Genomic DNA, 19,707 nt, shown 5'->3' with positions numbered 1-19,707 from the left:
TCGATAGAGGGGCGCAATGTCCCTCGTCATGCCCGCCCCCGACAGCCGCGTGCTCGACCGCCGCGCGGCGATCGTCGCGGCACTTTGCGCCATCGTGCCGGGCGAAGGGGTGATCGACGAGCCGCGCCGTCTGAAAGTCTATGAGAGCGACGGGCTGACCGCGTATCGCCAGCCGCCGATGGTCGTCGTGCTGCCCGAGACCGTCGAGCAGGTGTCGGCGGTGCTCGCCTATTGCCACGCCCACGGCATCCGCGTCGTGCCGCGCGGCGCGGGGACCTCGCTGTCGGGCGGCGCCCTGCCGCTGGTAGATGCGGTGCTGCTCGGCATGGCGAAGTTCAACCGGATCCTGTCGGTCGACTATGCCGACCGTGTCGCGGTGGTGCAGCCGGGCGTCACCAACCTCGCGGTGACGGAGGCCGTAAGCCCCCGCGGCTTCTACTACGCTCCCGATCCTTCGAGCCAGATCGCCTGCACGATCGGCGGCAATGTCGCCGAGAATTCGGGCGGGGTGCACTGCCTCAAATACGGGCTGACGACCAACAACGTGCTGGCGCTGCAGGTCGTGCTGATCGACGGCACGGTGCTCCGCCTGGGCGGCGGGCACCTCGACGCGGCGGGACTCGACCTCGTCGGGCTGATGGTCGGGTCGGAGGGGCTGCTCGGCGTCGTTACCGAGGTCACCGTGCGGATCCTGCCGCGCCCCGAGACGGCGCGCGCGCTGCTGATCGGCTTCGCCACCGTCGAGGGCGCGGGCCAGTGCGTCGCCGATGTCATCGGGGCCGGCATCGTGCCCGCGGGCATGGAGATGATGGACCGCCCGGCGATCCACGCGGCCGAAGCCTTCGTTCACGCTGGCTACCCGCTCGACGTCGAGGCGCTGCTGATCGTCGAGCTCGACGGCCCGGCCGCCGAATGCGACCATCTGGTGGGCGAGATCGCCGCAATCGCGACGCGGAACGGCGCCACGACCTGCCGCGCCGCCGCCGACGAGGCCGAGCGCATGCGCTTCTGGGCGGGGCGCAAGGCGGCGTTCCCCGCGGTCGGCCGCCTCGCGCCCGACTATTACTGCATGGACGGCACCATCCCGCGCCGCCGCCTGCCCGAGGTTCTGGCGCGCATGCGGGTGCTGTCCGAAGACTATGGCCTGGGCGTCGCCAACGTCTTCCACGCCGGCGACGGCAACCTCCACCCGCTGATCCTCTACGACGCCAACCGGCCCGGCGAACTGGCGCGCGCCGAGGCGTTCGGGGCCGACATATTGCGCCTGTGCGTCGAGGTCGGCGGCGTGCTGACCGGCGAGCACGGCGTCGGCGTCGAGAAACGCGAGCTGATGCCCGTGATGTTCGCCGCCGCCGATCTAGACCAGCAGCTGCGCGTCAAGGCGGCGTTCGATCCGCCCTCGCTGCTCAACCCCGGCAAGATGTTCCCGCTGCTCCACCGCTGCGCTGAGCAGGGGCGGGTGCACATCCACGGCGGCGCGCTGCCCCACCCCGATCTGCCGCGCTTTTGATGCAGCCACGCGACGAGGGGGACGTCGCCGAGGCGATCGCGCAGGCCCGCGCCGCGGGTACGCGGCTGGAATTGCGCGGCGGTGGCAGCAAGGCGGACATCGGGCGCGCGACCGGCTGCGCCGTCCTCGACCTGTCGGCGCTGATCGGCGTGGTCGATTACGACCCCGCCGAGCTGGTGCTGACGGTCCGCCCCGGCACGCCGCTCGCCGAGGTCGAGGCGCTGGTTGCGAGCCAGGGTCAGATGCTGGCGTTCGAGCCCTTCGACCATGGCCCGATCTTCGGACGGCCCGCGGGTGCGGCGACGATTGGCGGGGTGATCGCCGCTGGCGTCTCGGGGTCGCGGCGGCTGACGGCGGGGGGCGTGCGCGACCATCTCCTCGGCCTGCACGGCGTCAACGGGCGCGGCGAGACGTTCGTCGCGGGGGCGAAGGTCGTCAAGAACGTCACCGGCTATGACCTTCCCAAGCTGGCGTGCGGCAGCTGGGGGCGGCTGCTCGCAATGACCGAGGTAACGCTCAAGGTCCTGCCGCGCGGGCGGACGAGCGCGAGCATCGCCGTAGAGGGCCTGGACCCCGCCGCCGCCTGTGCCGCGATGGCCGCGGTGCTCGGCTCGGCAGCGGACGTACAGGCCGCCGCGCATCGGCCTGCCGGGGAAGGCCCGGCGCTGACCGTCGTGCGCCTCGAAGGCTTCGGGCCGTCGGTGGCGGCACGCACGGCGACGGTTGCCGCGCTGTGGCACGACCTCGCGCCGCGCTCGCTCGACGAGGCGAGAGCGGATCGCTTCTGGCAAGACCTCCGCGACCTGGCGCCGCTGGGGCAAGGTACTCTGTGGCGCATCAACACGCCGCCCTCTGCCGGGCCGGCCGTCGTCGCGGCGCTGAACCCGGCGCGCTGGCTGTTCGACTGGGCGGGCGGGCTCACTTGGCTGACCGCCGACGACGCGTGCGCCGTACGGGCGGCAGCCGAGGCCGCGGGCGGCCATGCGATGCTGGTGCGCGGCGGCGCGGCCCTGCGGCAGGCGACGCCCGCGCTGCACCCGCTCGCCCCGCAGGTCGCGGCGCTCGAGGCGCGCGTCCGCGCGGCGTTCGACCCTGACGGCGTGTTCGACACGGGGCGCTTCACGCATGCAGACTGACTTCTCGGCCGCACAGCTGACCGACCCCGACACCGCGGTGGCGGCGGCGGTGATCCGCAAGTGCGTCCACTGCGGCTTCTGCACCGCGACCTGCCCGACCTATGTGCTGCTCGGCGACGAACTCGATAGCCCGCGCGGGCGCATCTACCTGATCAAGGAGATGCTCGAGGCCGATGCCGACCCGACGCCCGATGTCGTCCAGCACGTCGACCGCTGCCTGTCGTGCCTGGCGTGCATGACGACCTGCCCGTCGGGGGTGAACTACATGCACCTCGTCGACCATGCGCGGGCTTATATCGAGGCGCGCTACCGCCGTCCGTGGCGCGAGCGGCTGCTGCGCGGCATCCTCGCGGCGGTGCTGCCGTATCCGGGGCGCTTCCGGCTGGCGCTGCGGCTGGCGCAGCTGGTGCGGCCGCTGGCGCCGCTGGGGGCGGCGGTGCTCGGGCCGCCGGTGACCGCGATGCTGGCGCTCGCCCCCGCGTCGCTGCCGCGCGCCGTCCCTGCGCCCTTGCCGCCGCCATCGCCGCGCGGCCGGGTCGCGATCCCGATGGGCTGCGCCGAGCCCGTGCTGCGTCCCGAGATCCGCGCCGCAACGGTTCGCCTGCTCGCGCGCCACGGCATCGAGGTCGTGGGCGTGCCGGGGGAGGGGTGCTGCGGCGCGCTCGTCCATCACCTCGGCAAGCAGGCGGCCAGCCTCGATGCCGCGCGCCGCAACGTCGATGCGTGGGATGCGCTCGGCCTCGACGCGGTCGCCGTCACCGCGTCGGGGTGCGGCACGACGATCAGGGACTATGGCTTCATGCTGCGCGACGACCCCGCCTATGCCGCGAAGGCGACGCGCGTCGGGAGCCTCGCGAAGGACATCAGCGAGGTGCTCGCCGACCTGCCGCTGGTGCCCGTCGCGGGGCGGCGACTGCGGGTTGCGTACCACGCGGCGTGCTCGCTCCAGCACGGCCAGCGCCTCGGCGCGCTGCCCCGCGAGTTGCTGATCCGCGCCGGGTTCGACGTCGCAACGCCGGCCGAGGCACACCTGTGCTGCGGGTCGGCCGGGACGTACAATTTGCTCCAGCCGGTGATTGCCGGGCAGTTGCGCGACCGCAAGCTGGCGCATCTCGCGGCGCTGCGGCCCGACGTGGTGGCGACGGGCAACATCGGCTGCATGATCCAGCTGCGGGCTGGGGCGGGGGTGCCGGTGGTGCACACGGTCGAGCTGCTGGATTGGGCGACGGGCGGGCCGGTGCCGGCGGGGCTGTCCCTGCCCGTTTGACGAGCGCGCCCGCCGCCGGATCGGGACCTAGAATTTCACGCGAAGGCGCGAAGGCGCGAAGAGGGAAGGGAGAGACAGCGCTCTTCCCTTTCTCTTCGCGCCTTCGCGGCTTCGCGTGAACTCTTATTCCCACTTGACAAAGACGAACCGATCTGGTAAATAAATCGATCGGCCTTGGTTTGCGAGCTGAAAGCGAGGACCCAACAAATGACGGCGCGGGTGTAAACTTCGCTTACTTGTTCATCTTCGAAGGTCGCAAACCCTAGCGCGCGGGCGTCGCCTTAATGTGAACTCAAGGCGTCCTGCTGCGCCAGCACCTCGTACAGCAGCACCGCCGCCGACACCGCGACGTTCAGGCTGTCGGCCTTGCCCAGCATTGGCATCTTGACCAGCACGTCACACGCGCCGGCGTATTCGGGCGGCAGGCCCGACTGTTCGTTGCCCATGAACACGAAGGTCGGCGCGGCGTAGGCCACGTCGCGGTAGCCGGTATCGGTCAGCAGCGACGCGCCGACCAGCATGCCGGGCCCGTCGCGCAGCCAGTCGAGGAACGCCGGCCCCTCGGCCTGCACGATGGCTTGGGTGAACACCGCGCCCATCGAGGCACGCACCGCCTCGACGCTGAACGGGTCGCACGACGCGTCGAGCAGGATCAGCCCGCCAGCGCCCGTCGCGTCGCAGGTGCGCAGCATGGTGCCCAAATTGCCGGGGTCCTTCAGCCCCTCCGCGACCAGCCAGCGTGGGGACGCGAAGCGGTCGACGTTCCGCAGCTGCGTATCCCACGCCTTGAAGACGCCCAGCACGGCCTGCGGATTGTCCTTGCCGGTCAGCTTGTGGAGGATGTCGCGCGTCGTCGCGATCGCCGTGCCGCCGCCGCCTTCGACCGCCGCGATCAGCCGCGCGACGACGGGATGGCCCTCGGTCTCGGCAGCGAAGGCGATGGTCCGCGGGGTGCGGCCCGCCTCGACCGCCTCGGTGCAGATGCGCAGGCCCTCGGCCAAGAACAGTCCGGTCTCGCGGCGGCGCTTCTTGTCCTTCAACGCGCCAATCGCCTTGATCTGCTCGTTCGAATGGCTGGTGATGTGCTGGACCATCAGAATACGGGCGTCTTGTAGTGGTGCCACATGAAGATCGCCATCGCGCCACGGTGCGGCCGCCACGGCTCGACCAGCTCGCGGGTCGCCTTCTCGGTCGGGCGCTTCTCGAGGCCCATGATGCGACCCAGCTCGATCTGCACCGCGAGGTCGCCCGCCGGCCAGATGTCGAGGCGCCCTTCGGCGAAGAGCAGGTAGATCTCCGCCGACCAGCGCCCGATGCCCTTGACCGCGACCAGCGCCGCGACCGCCTCGTCGTCATCGACCGGCAGATTGTCGATGTCGAGCGCGCCGCTGGCGACATGGCCCGCCAGGCTCTGGACATAGCTCGCCTTCTGCCCCGACAGGCCGGCGGTGCGCAGCGTCTCGATCGGCAGTGCGGCAATGTGCGCCATGTCGGTCGGATCACCGACCAGGGCCACGAACTTCGCCCACACGCTGGCGGCGGCCGCGACGCTGATCTGCTGCCCGACGATGGCGCGCATCAGGGTGGTCGCTCCGCGGTCGCTGATCCGCGGCTCGGGGTAGCCGGCGCGGGCCAGCGCCTCGGCGACGCGGGGCTCGATCGCCGCGACGCTGTCGATGCCGTGCCGCAGGGCTTCGGCGCTCAGGCCCATGTGCAAGGTTCCGATTGATGAATGGAGCGTTGCAGCTAATAGGCGCGGAAACCCCCATTCGCCAATCATCGGAGACTTCATGCCCAAGCTGACCGTGACCGACCGCAGCGGCAATGCCCGCGACCTCGACGGCGAGACCGGCCTGTCGGTGATGGAGATCATCCGCGACGGCGGCTTCGACGAGCTGCTGGCACTGTGCGGCGGCTCGTGCAGCTGCGCGACGTGCCACGTCATCGTGGCCGACGACTGGATGGCGAAGGTCGGCCCGGCGAACGCCGACGAGGACGACCTGCTCGACAGCTCCGACAACCGCACGGCGGGCTCGCGCCTGTCATGCCAGATCCAGTTCGGCCCGGCTCTCGACGGCCTGTCGGTGCGGATCGCGCCCGAGGACTGACGTTTCGGCGTCCGCCTGCTACACTCGCCCGCGATGGCCTTCGACGACCTCCGCAACCAGACGTTCTTCCACGACAAGAACCGCGCCTTCTGGCTGCTGCAGGGCGGCGGCTGGGGGGCGTATCTGCTGCTGCGCGCGCTCGGCGGGCTGGCCAATTCGATGGGCGTGCCGTTCATCCTGCCGACGCTGATCGTCACCGCCACCGGCTTCTCGCTGACCCTGCTGATGGCCGCCGCGTACCGGCGCATCATCCGCATGAAGCCGGTGTTCGTCTGGACGCTGACCGTCGCCATCGTCGCGGCGGCGTCGGCGCTGTTCTCGGTGCTCGAGGTCTGGGCGCACGCGACCTTCTACGAGCCCGGCTGGCAACCGCAGGGGGTCGAGTTTCTCGGCGCCATCCTGCTCGACCTCGCCGTGCTGGGCGCGTGGACGGGGCTGTACTACGGGATCAACTATTACCTGCTGCTCGCCGACCAGTCGCGGCGCATGACGACGGTCGCGGCGCAGGCGAACTCGGCGCAGCTCGAGATGCTGCGCTACCAGCTCAACCCGCACTTCCTGTTCAACACATTGAACTCGATCTCGACATTGGTGCTGCTGAAGGACACGGCGCGCGCCAATGCGATGCTGTCGCGGCTCAGCAGCTTCCTGCGCTACAGCCTCGTTGGCGGGCTGGAGGGCATGGCGACGGTGGCGCAGGAGGCGGAGGCGCTGAAGCTCTACCTCGACATCGAGCGCACGCGATTCGAGGACCGGCTGCGCACCCGCTTCGACATCGCGCCCAATGCGATGGACGCGCGCATGCCGTCGCTGCTGCTCCAGCCGCTGGTCGAGAACGCCGTCAAATACGCCGTGACGCCGATGGAGGAGGGGGCCGACATCCACATCGATGCGCGGCTGATGGGGGAGCGGCTGGTCATCACCATCGCCGACACCGGGCCGGGCCTCAGCGGCGCACGCGGCCCGGCGGGCGAAATCCCCGTTTCGGCGCAGGGCACCGGCGTCGGGCTTGCCAACATCCGCGAGCGGCTGGCTCAGGCGTACGGCGAGGACCAGCGGTTCGAGGTCGAGGCCAACGAGCCGCACGGGTTGATCGTGCTGATCGACATTCCATATCAGGCGTTCGAGGGTAAGGGTGCCGACTTCGGCGGACGGATTGTCCAGGGGGCGCTAGCGGGGGCGCAGACGGGGACGCAGACACTCGGGGGCCCGAGGGAAATTGCCTAAATGACCATCCGTACCATCCTCGTCGACGACGAGCCGCTGGCGATCCAGGGGCTGGAACTGCGCCTGCAGGCGTTCGACGACGTCGAGATCGTCGAGCGCTGCGCCAACGGACGCGAGGCGATCCGCGCCATCCGCACGCAGAAACCCGACCTAGTGTTCCTCGACATCCAGATGCCCGGGTTCGACGGCTTCTCGGTGGTCTCGGGCCTTGCCGACATCGAGCCGCCGCTTTTCGTCTTCGTCACCGCCTTCATGCAGCATGCGGTCAAGGCGTTCGAGGCGCATGCCGTCGACTATCTGATGAAGCCGGTCGAGGAGGACCGCCTCGCCGCGACGCTCGAGCGCGTTCGCCAGCGCCTGACCGAGAAGCGCAGCTGCGAGGAGACCGAGCGGCTGAAGGAAATCCTGTCCGAGGTCGCTCCCGACGCGATGCCCGAGACGGCGGGCGGCGAGGAGCCGTCGGCGAACCGCTTCGAGAAGGTCATCAACATCAAGGACCGCGGCCAGATCTTCCGCGTCGAAGTCGGCGACATCGAGCGCATCGACGCGGCCGGCGACTACATGTGCATCTACACCGCCGACCAGACGCTGATCCTGCGCGAGACGATGAAGGACCTCGAGAAGCGCCTCGATCCGCGCAAGTTCCAGCGCATCCACCGCTCGACGATCGTCAATCTCGACAACGTCAAGTCGGTGCGGCCGCACACCAACGGCGAGTGCTTCCTGATCCTGGGCAGCAACACCCAGGTCAAGGTCAGCCGCAGCTACCGCGACGTGGTCGCCCGCTTCCTCTAGGCGGCAGGCGTCAGACGCAGCACCTCGGCCTCGAGGGCGTGGATGCGCATCGCCTGCTGGACGATGATGTCCTGCAGCGCCTTGGTCGAGGCATCGGTCGCCGTGGCGGCGGCTGCGGCCGGCGCGGGGGCGGGCGTCACCGTCGCGTCGACGGTCTCGGGCTGCTTGAAGATGCCGCTGGCGCGCGCGCGCTCGATCAGCGTCGCCGAATTGGCGGCAAGCGCCACCAGAACCTCGGCCAGTCCGTCGGTCTTTGCCATCGTGTATTACTCCGCTGCTACAGCAGCCGATATAGTGTCGGCGAGCGGGAACGCCAGACGCGACAGCATTTCCTTCGGGCACACCTGCCAGAAACTGCCGCGCGCGCGGTCCCAGTCGGCGAGCAGCCCCGCCGCCCAGCGTGAGCCGGTCTCGCGGACATGCTCCTCGATCAGGCCGTGGAGGACGCCCTCCCAATGCGCCGAGGCGAGGCGCTGGACGATGATCGAGCCCGGGTTGTAGCGCCGCTCGAAACCGCCGTCGGCATCGTGGACGAACGCCATGCCACCGGTCATGCCCGCCCCGAAATTGTCGCCCGTGGTCCCGAGGATGACCGCTGTCCCGCCGGTCATGTATTCGCAGCCGTTGGCGCCGCAGCCCTCAACGACCACCGTCGCGCCCGAGTTGCGGACCGCGAAGCGCTCTCCCGCCTGGCCTGCGGCGAACAGCCTGCCGCTGGTCGCGCCGTACAACACGGTGTTGCCGATGATCGTATTGTCCTGGCTCGCCAGCTTCGACGCGACCATCGGGCGGACGATGATCGTCGCGCCGCTCAGCCCCTTGCCGACATAGTCGTTGGCCTCGCCGAATACCTCCAGCTTGACGCCCTGCACCGCGAAGGCGCCGAGGCTCTGTCCGGCGCTGCCGCGCAGCCGGATGTGGATATGGCCGGGCTCGAGCCCCGCCATGCCGAACTGGCGCGTGATCTCGCTCGACAGCCGCGTGCCGACGGCGCGGTGCGTGTTGCGGACGCTGTACGTCAGCTGCATCTTCTCGCCGCGATCGAACAGATGCGCGGCGTCGATCAGCATCTGCGCGTCGAGGCTGTCGGGCACCTCGTTGCGATGCGTCGGGATCGAGAAGCGGCGCGCCTCGTCGGGGGCGTCGACCTTCGCCAGGATCGGGTTGAGGTCGAGGTCGTCGAGATGCTCGCTGCCGCGGCTGAACTGGCGCAGCAGCTCGGTCCGCCCGATCACCTCGTCGAGGCTGGCGACGCCGAGCTTGGCCAGGATGTCGCGCACCTCCTCGGCGATGAAGCTCATCAGGTTGATGACCTTCTCCGGCGAGCCGCTGAACTTGGCGCGCAGCGCCTCGTCCTGCGTGCAGACGCCGACGGGGCAGGTGTTCGAATGGCACTGGCGGACCATGATGCAGCCCATCGCGACAAGGCTCAGCGTGCCGATGCCGAACTCCTCGGCGCCCAGGATCGCCGCGATGACGATGTCGCGACCGGTCTTCAGCCCGCCGTCGGTGCGCAGCTTGACGCGGTGCCTGAGCCCGTTGAGCGTCAGCACCTGGTTGACCTCCGACAGGCCCATTTCCCACGGCGTGCCGGCATATTTGATGCTCGTCTGCGGGGACGCGGCGGTGCCACCGACATGGCCGGAGACGAGGATGACGTCGGCGTGCGCCTTGGCGACGCCCGCCGCGACGGTGCCAATGCCGGCCGAGCTGACCAGCTTGACGCACACCCGGGCGCGCGGATTGATCTGCTTCAGGTCGTAGATCAGCTGCGCCAGGTCTTCGATCGAGTAGATGTCGTGGTGCGGCGGCGGCGAGATCAGCATCACGCCCGGCGTCGCGTGACGCAGGCGCGCGATCATGTCGGTGACCTTGAAGCCCGGCAGCTGGCCGCCCTCGCCGGGCTTGGCCCCCTGCGCAACCTTGATCTCGATCTCCTCGCAGGCATTCAGATATTCGGCCGTCACGCCGAAGCGCCCGCTCGCGATCTGCTTGACCACCGAGTTCGCATTGTCGCCGTTGGGGTAGGGGACGAAGCGCGCAGCGTCCTCGCCGCCTTCGCCGCTGACCGCCTTGGCGCCGATGCGGTTCATCGCGATCGCCAGCGTCTCGTGCGCCTCGGGCGCGAGCGCGCCCAGGCTCATGCCCGGCGTGACGAAGCGCTTGCGGATCTCGGTGATCGATTCGATCGCCTCGGTCGGCAGCGGCGTGTCGGCCCAGTTGAACGCCAGCAAGTCGCGCAGATAGATCGGCGGCAGCTCGGCGGTGGCGGCCGAGAAACGGAGGTAATCGGAATAGCTGTCGCGGGCGACGGCCTCCTGCAGCAGATGGATCAGCCCCGCCTGATAGGCGTGCGCCTCGCTGCCCGCGCGGTAGCGGTACAGCCCGCCGATCGGCAGCGCGGCGGCGGCCTCGTCCCACGCGCGGTCGTGGCGCAGGCTTGCGTTCAGGTGGATCGACGCCAGCCCTTCGCCCGAAATCTTGGCGGGCATGCCGGGGAAGAAGTCGTTGACCAGCGCGCGGCTCAACCCGACCGCCTCGAAATTGTACCCGCCGCGGTACGACGAAATGACCGCGATGCCCATCTTCGCCATGATCTTGAGCAGGCCGTCCTCGATCGCGGTCTTGTAGCGGCGGACGCAGTCGTCGTAGGCCATTCCCTTGAACAGCCCGCGTGCGTGGCGGTCGGCGATCGCCTCCTGCGCGAGATAGGCGTTCACCGTCGTCGCGCCGACGCCGATCAGCACCGCGAAATAATGCGTGTCGAGGCACTCGGCCGAGCGCACGTTGATGCTGGCGAACGCCCGCAGCCCCTTGCGGACGAGGTGGGTGTGGACGCCCGCGGCCGCCAGGATCATCGTGATGCCGGCCCGCGTCGGCCCCTGCGCCTCGTCGGTCAGGAACAGCTGCGACTTGCCCGACCGCACGGCGGTCTCGGCCTCGGCACGGACGCGCTCGATCGCGGCACGCAGGCCTGCAGCACCGGTCGCGATGTCGAAGGTGCAGTCGATCTCGGCGACCTGGCTGCCGAAGCGGTCCTTGAGCAGCTGCCAGCCGAGGTTGGTGACGACGGGGCTGTCGAGCACCATCACGCCTTCCTGCCGCGCATCGGTGTCGAGGATGTTGCCGAGATTGGCGAAGCGCGTCTTCAGGCTCATCACGCGCGTCTCGCGCAGGGAGTCGATCGGCGGGTTGGTGACCTGGCTGAAGTTCTGCCGGAAGAAGTGGCTGAGCATCCGCGCGTTGTTTGAGATGACCGCCAGCGGCGTGTCGTCGCCCATGCTGCCGACCGCTTCCTTGGCGTCCTCGACCATCGGCGCGAGCAGCAGCTCCATGTCCTCCATGGTCAGGCCGGCGGCGATCTGGCGGCGGCGCAGGTCGTCGCGCTTATAGGCGGCGGGCGGCTGCGCACCGTCGTGGCCGGGGATCGACTGGAAGGTCGTGAAGTCGGCGACCATCGCGCCATAGTCGTGCTCGGCGGCGATCCGGTCCTTGATGGCGCGGTCGCCGTAGTAAAAAACGCCGCCCTCGCCGTCGAGGTCGACCGCGATCATCTGCCCCGGCCCCAGCCGTCCCTTGTGGGTGATCGTCGCTTCGGGCAGCACGACCATGCCGGCTTCGGAGCCGGTGACGAGCAGCCCGTCGCTGGTCAGCGCATAGCGCATCGGCCGCAGCGCGTTGCGGTCCATCCCCGCGACGACCCAGCGGCCATCGGTCATGGCCAGCGCCGCGGGACCGTCCCACGCCTCCATGATCGACGCGAAGAAGGCGTACATCGCACGGTGGTCGGCGGGCAACGTGTCGTCCTTGGCCCAGGCCTCGGGCACCAGGATCAGCTTGGCGGTCGGCGCGTCGCGGCCCGACCGGACCATCGCCTCGAACACCGCGTCGAGCGCCGCGGTGTCGCTGGCGCCCGCCGGGATCAGCGGCTTGATGTCGTTCGAATGCTCGCGAAAGGCATCCGACGCCATCTTGATCTCGTGGCTCTTCATCCAATTCTTGTTGCCGCGAACCGTGTTGATCTCGCCGTTGTGCGCGATGCAGCGGAACGGCTGCGCCAGCCACCACTGCGGGAAGGTGTTGGTCGAATAGCGCTGGTGATAGATGGCGAAGCGCGACACGAAGCGCTCGTCGGCCAGGTCGGGGTAGAAGACCGACAGCTCCTCGGCGAGGAACAGCCCCTTGTAGATGATGCTGCGGCACGACAGCGAGCAGATGTAGAAGCCTTGCAGCTGCGCCGCGATCACCGCCTTCTCGATGCGGCGACGGATCAGGTACAGGTCCTTCTCGAACGCCGCCTTGTCGGTCGAACCCTCGGGCCCGGCGATCATGATCTGCTCGATCTCGGGCCGCGAGCGCGTCGCCTTGTCGCCGATCACCGAGACGTCGACCGGCACCTGGCGCCAGCCGTAGATGGTGTAGCCGAAATCGATGATCTCGCTCTCGACGATGGTGCGGCAATCCTCCTGCGCGCCCAGGTCGGTGCGCGGCAGGAAGACCATGCCGACCGCGGTCAGCGCGTCCTTTGGCCGGTGCCCGGCGCGTTCGATATGCTCATGGAAAAAGTCGACCGGGATCTCGACGTGCAACCCCGCGCCGTCGCCGGTCTTGCCGTCGGCGTCGACCGCGCCGCGGTGCCAGACCGACTTCAGCGCATCGATGGCAGCGGTGACGACGCGCCGGGACGCAATGCCGTCGGTCGCGGCGACCACGCCGACCCCGCAGGCATCGGACTCCATGTCGGGCCGGTACATGCCGACCTCTGCGATGCGCGCGCGTTCGGCGTCGTTCGCGGCGGGAATGTCGGTCAGGTTCATTGGGGTTTCTCCGCCGCTGCGACCACGGCGTTCAGCGCATCGAGGCTGGCGCGTTCGAGCAGCTTGGTCGATTTCGCCTGCATGACAGGCCCAACCCGCTGCATCAGCGGCATCATCGCCGCCTGGTCGCGCGCCGCGACGGCCGCCTGCGCGGTTGCCAGTTCGGCCGGGTTCAGCGTCTCGCGGTAGCTCGCGGCGAGATTGGCCTCCCACTCGGCACCGTATTTCTCGACGACCCGCGCGGTCTCAGCCGCGAATAGTGCATCGGCCCGTTCGCGCCCGACCTTGTCGACGACCATGCGCCCGGTCACCGTCGCGTCGAGCGTTCGGCGCACGAACGACGCCAGCTGCTGTTGCGGAGCCATCGCCGCTGCGACCTGTGCGGCGGCATCCGGCGCAACGGCGGTGGCGCCGGGCAGCATGACGGTAGCGGCGAGCATCATCACTTCGCCTTGCCCGGCTGCAGGCGCTTCAATTCGGCCGTCATCTGCGGCTCGAGCAGCTTGAGCGCTGCCGTGACCTTGACGATGATTCGCTCGTTCAGAGCGGTCGCGGCGTCGCGCGTCACCTTCCCCTGCGAGCGTTGAAACGCCTGCCCGAGCGGGGAGCGATAGAACTCGGCCAAGCCTCGCAGCTCGGCGGCACTGTAATGCGTCGCATAGGCCAGGATCGCGGCATTGATGACCGCCGGCACGCCCTCGCGGATGATCGGCTCGGCAGCGTCCGCCTGCAGCTTGCCGATCCGGGCGAAGGCTGCGTCATAGTCCTGCGGGCGCTGCGCCCGCGCCATCGTGAACCCGCGCTGCCTCGACAGACTGCGCTCGAGCGACGCGCCGGTCCGCAACTCCGCGAGATTGCGCTCGGCGTTCTGCCTGATCTGCGCCGGCCCGCCGAGCTGCTCGAACAAGGCCTTCGCCGCTGCCATCGTCGCCACATCGGGCGCCGCCTGCGCCACCGCAGGCGCGGCGAGCAGCAGCGCGGCAATCACCATCCTCATACGGTAGGTCCGGCGACGATCAGCGCTTCGAGCTTGGCTTTCTCCGCCTTGCTCAGGTCGGCGGGCTTGCGCGGCGCCGGCAGCCCGGCGGTGGCGGTCGCAACCTTCTTCATGATCGTCGGCATGGCCTGCATTAGCTTGGGCATCATCGCCTGCATGCGGGTCATCACTGCGGGGTCGGTGTAGACCTGCATCGACTGCGCCGCGAACGCCGCGCCGGTGGGGCCCTGGAAGAAGCGCTCGATCTCGCCGAGCTGCGCGGCGTCGAAGCGCCGGGCATAGGCCTCGGCCATGCCGGCGCGCATGTCGGGCTCCATCGCGGTCATGATCTCGGTCATCTCGCCCATCATCACCGTCGACATGATCTTGTTGCGCTGCTCGAACGCCGGATCGAGGATCGCCATCAGCTGGCGAATCGTGCCCGGCCCCATCGCAGGCAGCTTCGCCTGATCGACGCCCGCCATGCCGACGAGGTCCTTCAGCGGCATCGACATCATCTGGTCGGTGATCGAGTTCATGATCTGGTCCATCGAGCCGCGCATCATCTCGCGATAGCTGCCGTCGGGCAGCAGCTTCGCGGCGATGCGCGTCGCGGCAGCCAGGCGCGCCGGGTCGGCCGGGGCCTGTGCGAAGGCGGGCGCGGCGAGCAGCAGCGCGGTCAGGACCAGGGTACGCAGCATCGGCGGTCTCCTCAGGCCGCAGCGCGCAAAGCGCCCGCCTTGGCGGTCAGATACTGATGCATCTGCGCCGCGACGTCACGCCCGTCGCGGATCGCCCAGACCACCAGCGACGCGCCGCGCACGATGTCGCCGGCGGCGAACACGCCGTCGAGGCTCGTCGCCATCGTCTTGTGGTCGATGCGCAGCGTGCCCCAGCGGTTGACGCCCAGATCGGGCGCGGCGAACGCGCCCGGCAGGTCCTCGGGGTCGAAGCCCAGCGCCTTGATCACCAGGTCGGCCTCGACGCGGAAACGGCCGGCCTCGTGGGGCTCGGGCGCGCGGCGGCCGTCGGGACCGGCGACACCCAGGCGCATGCGATCGGCCAGCACCGCGCCGTCAACGACCGCGGCGGGGGCCGACAGCCAGACGAACTCGACGCCCTCTTCCTCGGCATTGGCGACCTCGCGCTGCGACCCCGGCATGTTGGCGCGGTCGCGGCGGTACAGGCACTTCACCGACGCCGCGCCCTGGCGCACCGCGGTGCGGACGCAGTCCATCGCGGTGTCCCCGCCGCCGACGACGACGACATGCTTGCCGGCCGCGTCATAGGCGGCCGCATCGGGCACGGTATCGCCGAAGCCTCGGCGGTTGCTGCGGATCAGATAGTCGAGGCTCTCGACGACGTGCGCGCTCTCGATGCCAGGCACCGCGACGTCGCGCGCGGCGTAGACGCCGGTCGCGACGAGCACCGCGTCGTGGCGCTGCCGCAGCTCGTCGAGTGTCGCGTCGCGGCCGACCTCGAAGTTCAGGTGGAACTGGATGCCGCCCTCGACCAGCCGCGCGATGCGCCGCTCGACGACCGGCTTCTCCAGCTTGAAGCCCGGGATGCCGTAGGTCAGCAGACCGCCCGCACGGTCGTGGCGATCATAGACATGGACGTCATAGCCCTTGATCCGCAACATCTCGGCAGCGGTCAGCCCGGCCGGCCCGGCGCCGATGATGCCGACCGACTGACCCGACCGGTCGGCGATTGCGCGCAGGGGACGAACCCAGCCCTGCTCCCACGCGGTATCGGTGATGAACTTCTCGACCGCACCGATCGTCACCGAGCCGAAGCCCTTCTCGATCACGCAATTGCCCTCGCACAGCCGGTCCTGCGGGCAGATGCGGCCGCAGATTTCGGGCATCGACGAGGTCGCGTTGCTGATCTCGTACGCCTCCTCCAGCCGCCCCTCGGCGGTCAGGCGCAGCCAGTCGGGGATGTTGTTGTGGAGCGGGCAGTGCACCTGGCAATAAGGCACGCCGCACTGTGAGCAGCGCCCGGCTTGTTCCTCGGCACGCGCGACGATGAACTCGGCGACGACTTCCTGGAAATCCTGCGCACGCGCATCGGGCGCCCGCTTCGGCGGGTACGCCTGTGGACGTGCGACGAACTTCAACATGGTCGATTCTGCCACGGCAGGCTCCTCTGCAGCGGCGGATACGATCACCGTGAGCGTTTGTCACGCAGCAAATGGCCGATAGGTCAGTATCCGGGACTAATTGCGCAAGCCGGGCCTTGGTTCCAACGATCATTGCGCTCCGGCCCAAAAACAATAGGACCGCGTCGGGACTACCTTGCCAGTAGCCAGATGAGCGCAGCCGATCCGACCACGATCCGGTACCAGGCGAACGGTGCGAAGCCGTAGCGCCCGACGACGGCGACAAACGCCTTCACCACGGCCAGCGCGACGACGAACGCAACGCTCAGCCCGATGCCGATCGACCCGAGATCGTCGAAGCTCAGCAGTGCGCGATCCTTGTACAGCGCATAGACCGTCGCCGCCGCCATCGTCGGGACCGCGAGGAAAAAGCTGAACTCCGCCGCCGCGCGCCGCTCGACGCCCATCAGCAGCGCGCCCATGATCGTCGCACCCGACCGGCTGACGCCCGGCAGCATCGCCAGGCACTGGACGATGCCGATCGCGCCCGCGGTCTTCAGCGGCATCGTCTCGACCTCGCTGACCGTCACCTTGCGCACCGTGCGCTCGATGACGAGGATCGCGACGCCGCCGACGATCAGCGCGACCGCGACGATGATCGGGGTCTGCATCGCGGCCCGAATCGCGTCATACGCGACGACGCCGATCGCCATCGCCGGCAGGAAGCCGATCGCGATGTTGCGCGTGAAGTGCCACGCCCGCTCGTCGCGGCGGAACAGCCCGCCGATGACGAGACGGAAGCGCCGCTGGTAGGCGACGAGCACCGCCAGGATCGCTCCCAGCTGGATGGCAATCTTAAAGGCCACCGACCCCTCGCCGGTGAAGCCCAGCAGCTCGCCCGCGAGGATCAGGTGCCCGGTCGAGGACACCGGCAGAAACTCGGTCAGCCCCTCGACGATGCCGAGGAGGACGACGTCGATCAGGTCCATCTCAGGCGACCAGCGGATCGCGGTAGAAGCGCCCGCCCTTGCGGTAGCGCTCGAGATAGGCGGGCGCGATGCTGTCGAGCGGCGTCGGCTCGATGCCCAGCTCGCGAAGGCTGGGCTCGCCGGGCTCGACGACGGTGTCGCGCTGCAGCATCTGCCACTGGTCCCACGTCATCGGCGCGAAGGGCAGGATGCTGCCGGCCTTGGCCATCAGCGCGGCGATGCCGTCGGGCACCTCGACGAGCGGCTTGGTCGAGCGGATTTCGATGGCGATCCACTGCAGGATGGCACGGAAGCTCATCGCCTCGGGCCCCCCCAGCGCATAGGTCCTGCCGCCATGCGCCGCCGGATCGGCGAGCGCCGCCGCCACGGCCTTCGCGACGTCGAGGACATAGACGGGCTGGAAGCGCGTCTTGCCCGCGATAACCGGGATGACGGGCAGCGTGTTCGCGAGCGCGGCGAAGCGGTTGATGAACTGGTCCTCGCGCCCGAAGATGATCGACGGGCGTAGGATCGTCGCGTGGGGCAGGGCCTCGCGCACCGCCGCCTCGCCGCCTGCCTTGGTCCGCGCATAGCCTGCCGGCGACCCGGCATCGGCGCCGATCGCCGACATCTGGACATAGGCGCTCACGCCGGCTGCGGCGGCCGCCCTGGCGGCATTCGCCGCACCCGCGACCTGCACCGACTGGAATTTCTGGCGGCCCGTCTCGGCGAGGATCCCGACGAGATTGACCCCGGCGGTGGCGCCCTCGAAGGCACGCTCCATCTGGTCGGCGCTGCGCACGTCGCCGCGCGTCAGCTGGATCTGCCCCAGCCCGCCCAGCGGGCGCAGGTACATCGCGGCCTCGGGATTGCGCGACACGACGCGCAGCCGCACGCCGGTCGCCGCCAGCGTCTGCACGACATAGCGTCCGACGAACCCCGCACCGCCGACGATCGTCACCAAGCCGTCCATCGTAATCCTCTGCGAACCTGCCGCGCGGCTTGTGAAGCAGCACCCGCACGTTGACAACCGCTCCGGACCTGCCTAACCGCCGCACCTCGCAACCTGCCCAGGTGGCGGAATTGGTAGACGCGCCAGCTTCAGGTGCTGGTATTGGTAACGATGTGAAGGTTCGAGTCCTTTCCTGGGCACCATTCCCGGTCAAAGATGGGCACCGCTCCGGAATGGGTGGCCCCATCCTTGATCAGACTATGCTCGAGGGCAGACTTCGAACCCGAAATCCGGATCAGCGAGTTCGAGACCTCGACCTTGTCGACGATCAGAGCGAGATAGGCGCGCCGGAAGTTGGCGTCGCCGGTGCGGAGCCGTTCTTTAAGCGATGCGCCGAAGCGATCGATCATCTGCGGGGTGATCGACTTGCGCGAGATTCTCAGCTGGCGCTCCAAACTGTCGATCTCGGTCGAGGCCATCTGGGCGGCTGCCCGGTGCCTGGCAAATCGCTCGACGATCATCGGATCTGCAGGGCTAAGCGCCCCCGTCTCGACCAGCGTCAGCAGGTTGTTCAGGGCAGTCTTTGCGTCGGTCTCGCGGGCTCGCGCACTAGCCAGGGCGCGCCGACGCCGGGCATCTGCCTCATCCGACTTTTCGAGCAACGCCGACAGCAGCAGCCGAAGATGGTCGGGATCCAGAAGTCGCTGTTCGACGGTGTCGAGGACTATGGAGTCGAGAGCCTCGCGCCGGGTCGCCCGCAGGTCGCAGGCCATCGCAGACCGGTTCGCACGCTCGCTGCAGGTATAGTACATGTACCGCCCACCCCGGCCGCTTCGAACGGTCAGGCCCACACCGCAGTTGGGCTGCCCGCATCTCGCTACGCTGGCCGGCAGCATCGTGACCCCGTTCACGACACGCGGGGGTGTCACGCGCGGGTTGCGCTGGGCGCGGCGCGTCGCAACGGCGGCGAACTGCTCCTGGGTGATGATAGGCGGACACGGCACCCGCACCCAATCGGCTTCCGGGATCGGTTCGCCGAGCTCGGTCTTCTTGGCGTCGAGATAGTAGCCGATGTAGTTTGTGCGTCCGAGGATTCCGGCGGTGTTTCCGTTAGAGAACCGCGCACCGCGAAGCGTGCATCCCGCCTTGTTCAACAGGGCAGCGATTGCGCGGGCCCCCAGCGGCCCTTGGCCCTCGCCGTGTTCGGCCAAGTCGAAGATTCGCTGGACGACCGCAGCCTCGTCAGGTTTGATCTCAAGCTTCTTCTTGGCCTTGTCCTTGCGCATCTCTGCGATCACCGAGCGGTAGCCGAACACCACCGGACCACCATTGTAAAATCCTTCAACGGCGTTCTCGTTCATTGCCCGCGTGGTGTGTTTGGAGGTCTCATCCGAGCTGTGCTGGTTGAATGAGGCCACCATATTGCGCATCAGGTTGCCGCTCGAACCCTTGGCGATGTCCTCGGTGACCGACTGCTGCTGAACGCCGACCTTGCGCAGCCGGTCGTAGCTTGTCGCTTGCAGCGCGAGGTTGCGCGCGAACCGCGACAGCGAATGGACAATGACCATGTCGAACGGTCGTTCTGAACTCGTCGCGCGGTTCATCATCGCCTGGAACTGCGGTCGATTGTCATCGGTCGCTGACAGGCCCGCTTCCTCGTAGACCTGGACGAGATCGATCTCGCGGGTCCGGCAATAGGCCTGGATGCTGCTCAGCTGGCTCTTCAAGCTCAGACCATGCTTGGCTTGATCATCGGTGGAGACCCTGACGTACGCGCAGGCCCGAAGCCGCTTTTCACCCATCTTCATTTCCTCACGAGCTTCAGGATCGATCTCCACCGTATATCCGAC

16 protein-coding genes, 1 tRNA gene and 1 pseudogene are annotated in these 19,707 nt (G+C 68.8%); 7 read left to right on the top strand and 11 right to left on the bottom strand.

The window, feature by feature from the left end; translation table 11 throughout:
* The first annotated feature begins 16 nt into the window (after positions 1-16).
* Genes FMM06_RS12560 through glcF form a run of 3 tightly spaced genes read left to right on the top strand, consistent with a single transcriptional unit; the run spans position 17 to position 3,913 of the window.
* On the top strand, positions 17-1,510 hold the full coding sequence (locus tag FMM06_RS12560; RefSeq protein WP_144237733.1) for an FAD-linked oxidase C-terminal domain-containing protein: 1,494 nt from the start codon (positions 17-19) through the stop codon (positions 1,508-1,510).
* Positions 1,510-2,646, top strand: a complete 1,137-nt coding sequence (gene glcE, locus FMM06_RS12555; RefSeq protein WP_144237732.1) for a glycolate oxidase subunit GlcE — start codon at positions 1,510-1,512, stop codon at positions 2,644-2,646. The genes FMM06_RS12560 and glcE overlap by 1 nt, the downstream gene beginning before the upstream one ends.
* Entirely contained in the window at positions 2,636-3,913 is a 1,278-nt protein-coding gene (glcF, locus tag FMM06_RS12550; RefSeq protein WP_144237731.1) for a glycolate oxidase subunit GlcF, read from the top strand. Before glcE ends, glcF begins: the two co-directional genes overlap by 11 nt.
* A 281-nt stretch (positions 3,914-4,194) precedes the next feature.
* On the opposite strand, the gene FMM06_RS12545 is transcribed toward glcF, so the two are convergent.
* Together FMM06_RS12545 and FMM06_RS12540 are read right to left on the bottom strand one after the other, a co-directional pair.
* A complete protein-coding gene (locus tag FMM06_RS12545; protein WP_144237730.1) occupies positions 4,195-5,007 on the bottom strand; it encodes a TrmH family RNA methyltransferase in 813 nt (270 codons plus the stop codon).
* Positions 5,007-5,624 carry a DNA-3-methyladenine glycosylase family protein gene (locus tag FMM06_RS12540; protein ID WP_144237729.1) on the bottom strand — a complete coding sequence of 206 codons (618 nt, stop codon included), beginning with the start codon at positions 5,622-5,624 and terminating at the stop codon, positions 5,007-5,009. Before FMM06_RS12540 ends, FMM06_RS12545 begins: the two co-directional genes overlap by 1 nt.
* A gap of 79 nt (positions 5,625-5,703) precedes the next feature.
* Between FMM06_RS12540 and FMM06_RS12535 the strand changes: the two genes are divergently transcribed.
* The 3 genes from FMM06_RS12535 to FMM06_RS12525 are packed head-to-tail and all read left to right on the top strand — an operon-like array spanning position 5,704 to position 8,043.
* Positions 5,704-6,021 carry a 2Fe-2S iron-sulfur cluster-binding protein gene (locus tag FMM06_RS12535; RefSeq protein ID WP_144237728.1) on the top strand — a complete coding sequence of 106 codons (318 nt, stop codon included), beginning with the start codon at positions 5,704-5,706 and terminating at the stop codon, positions 6,019-6,021.
* A 33-nt stretch (positions 6,022-6,054) separates the two neighbouring features.
* Positions 6,055-7,248, top strand: coding sequence for a sensor histidine kinase (locus FMM06_RS12530; protein WP_144237727.1), 1,194 nt, complete (start codon positions 6,055-6,057; stop codon positions 7,246-7,248).
* Positions 7,249-8,043, top strand: a complete 795-nt coding sequence (locus tag FMM06_RS12525) for a LytR/AlgR family response regulator transcription factor (RefSeq protein ID WP_144237726.1) — start codon at positions 7,249-7,251, stop codon at positions 8,041-8,043.
* On the opposite strand, the gene FMM06_RS12520 is transcribed toward FMM06_RS12525, so the two are convergent.
* The 8 genes from FMM06_RS12520 to FMM06_RS12485 form a co-directional block, all read right to left on the bottom strand.
* On the bottom strand, positions 8,040-8,303 hold the full coding sequence (locus FMM06_RS12520; protein ID WP_144237725.1) for a hypothetical protein: 264 nt from the start codon (positions 8,301-8,303) through the stop codon (positions 8,040-8,042). The genes FMM06_RS12525 and FMM06_RS12520 overlap by 4 nt on opposite strands.
* A gap of 6 nt (positions 8,304-8,309) precedes the next feature.
* The gene (gene gltB / locus FMM06_RS12515) at positions 8,310-12,860 is read right to left on the bottom strand and encodes a glutamate synthase large subunit (protein ID WP_144237724.1); all 4,551 of its coding nucleotides are present in this window, start codon (positions 12,858-12,860) and stop codon (positions 8,310-8,312) included.
* Positions 12,857-13,303 carry a hypothetical protein gene (locus tag FMM06_RS12510; RefSeq protein ID WP_144237723.1) on the bottom strand — a complete coding sequence of 149 codons (447 nt, stop codon included), beginning with the start codon at positions 13,301-13,303 and terminating at the stop codon, positions 12,857-12,859. Before FMM06_RS12510 ends, gltB begins: the two co-directional genes overlap by 4 nt.
* The gene (locus FMM06_RS12505) at positions 13,303-13,851 is read right to left on the bottom strand and encodes a DUF2059 domain-containing protein (RefSeq protein WP_185965173.1); all 549 of its coding nucleotides are present in this window, start codon (positions 13,849-13,851) and stop codon (positions 13,303-13,305) included. The genes FMM06_RS12510 and FMM06_RS12505 overlap by 1 nt, the downstream gene beginning before the upstream one ends.
* 2 nt (positions 13,852-13,853) lie before the next feature.
* Positions 13,854-14,537: a DUF2059 domain-containing protein gene (locus FMM06_RS12500; RefSeq protein ID WP_144237721.1), complete on the bottom strand. Its 684-nt coding sequence runs from the start codon at positions 14,535-14,537 to the stop codon at positions 13,854-13,856.
* 11 nt (positions 14,538-14,548) lie between these two features.
* Entirely contained in the window at positions 14,549-15,973 is a 1,425-nt protein-coding gene (locus FMM06_RS12495; protein WP_144237720.1) for an NAD(P)-dependent oxidoreductase, read from the bottom strand.
* 155 nt (positions 15,974-16,128) lie between these two features.
* Positions 16,129-16,926, bottom strand: a complete 798-nt coding sequence (locus FMM06_RS12490) for an undecaprenyl-diphosphate phosphatase (protein WP_144237719.1) — start codon at positions 16,924-16,926, stop codon at positions 16,129-16,131.
* A 1-nt stretch (position 16,927) separates the two neighbouring features.
* Positions 16,928-17,878 (bottom strand): complex I NDUFA9 subunit family protein, encoded by a 951-nt coding sequence (locus tag FMM06_RS12485; protein ID WP_144237718.1) that lies wholly within the window; start codon positions 17,876-17,878, stop codon positions 16,928-16,930.
* A gap of 95 nt (positions 17,879-17,973) precedes the next feature.
* Here FMM06_RS12485 and FMM06_RS12480 point away from each other — a divergent pair.
* Positions 17,974-18,060: transfer RNA gene (locus tag FMM06_RS12480), tRNA-Leu, on the top strand.
* Between the two features lie 567 nt (positions 18,061-18,627).
* On the opposite strand, the pseudogene FMM06_RS17425 reads toward FMM06_RS12480, so the two are convergent.
* Positions 18,628-19,659: pseudogene (locus FMM06_RS17425) on the bottom strand (recombinase family protein); the annotation flags it as partial.
* Between the last annotated feature and the right edge of the window lie 48 nt (positions 19,660-19,707).

The sequence above is a fragment of the Glacieibacterium frigidum genome (genome assembly GCF_007097155.1).
In the GTDB taxonomy this organism is placed as follows: Bacteria; Pseudomonadota; Alphaproteobacteria; order Sphingomonadales; family Sphingomonadaceae; genus Glacieibacterium; species Glacieibacterium frigidum.
Note: the sequence above shows the minus strand (reverse complement) of the source record. Positions and strands in the feature narration are given on the sequence as shown.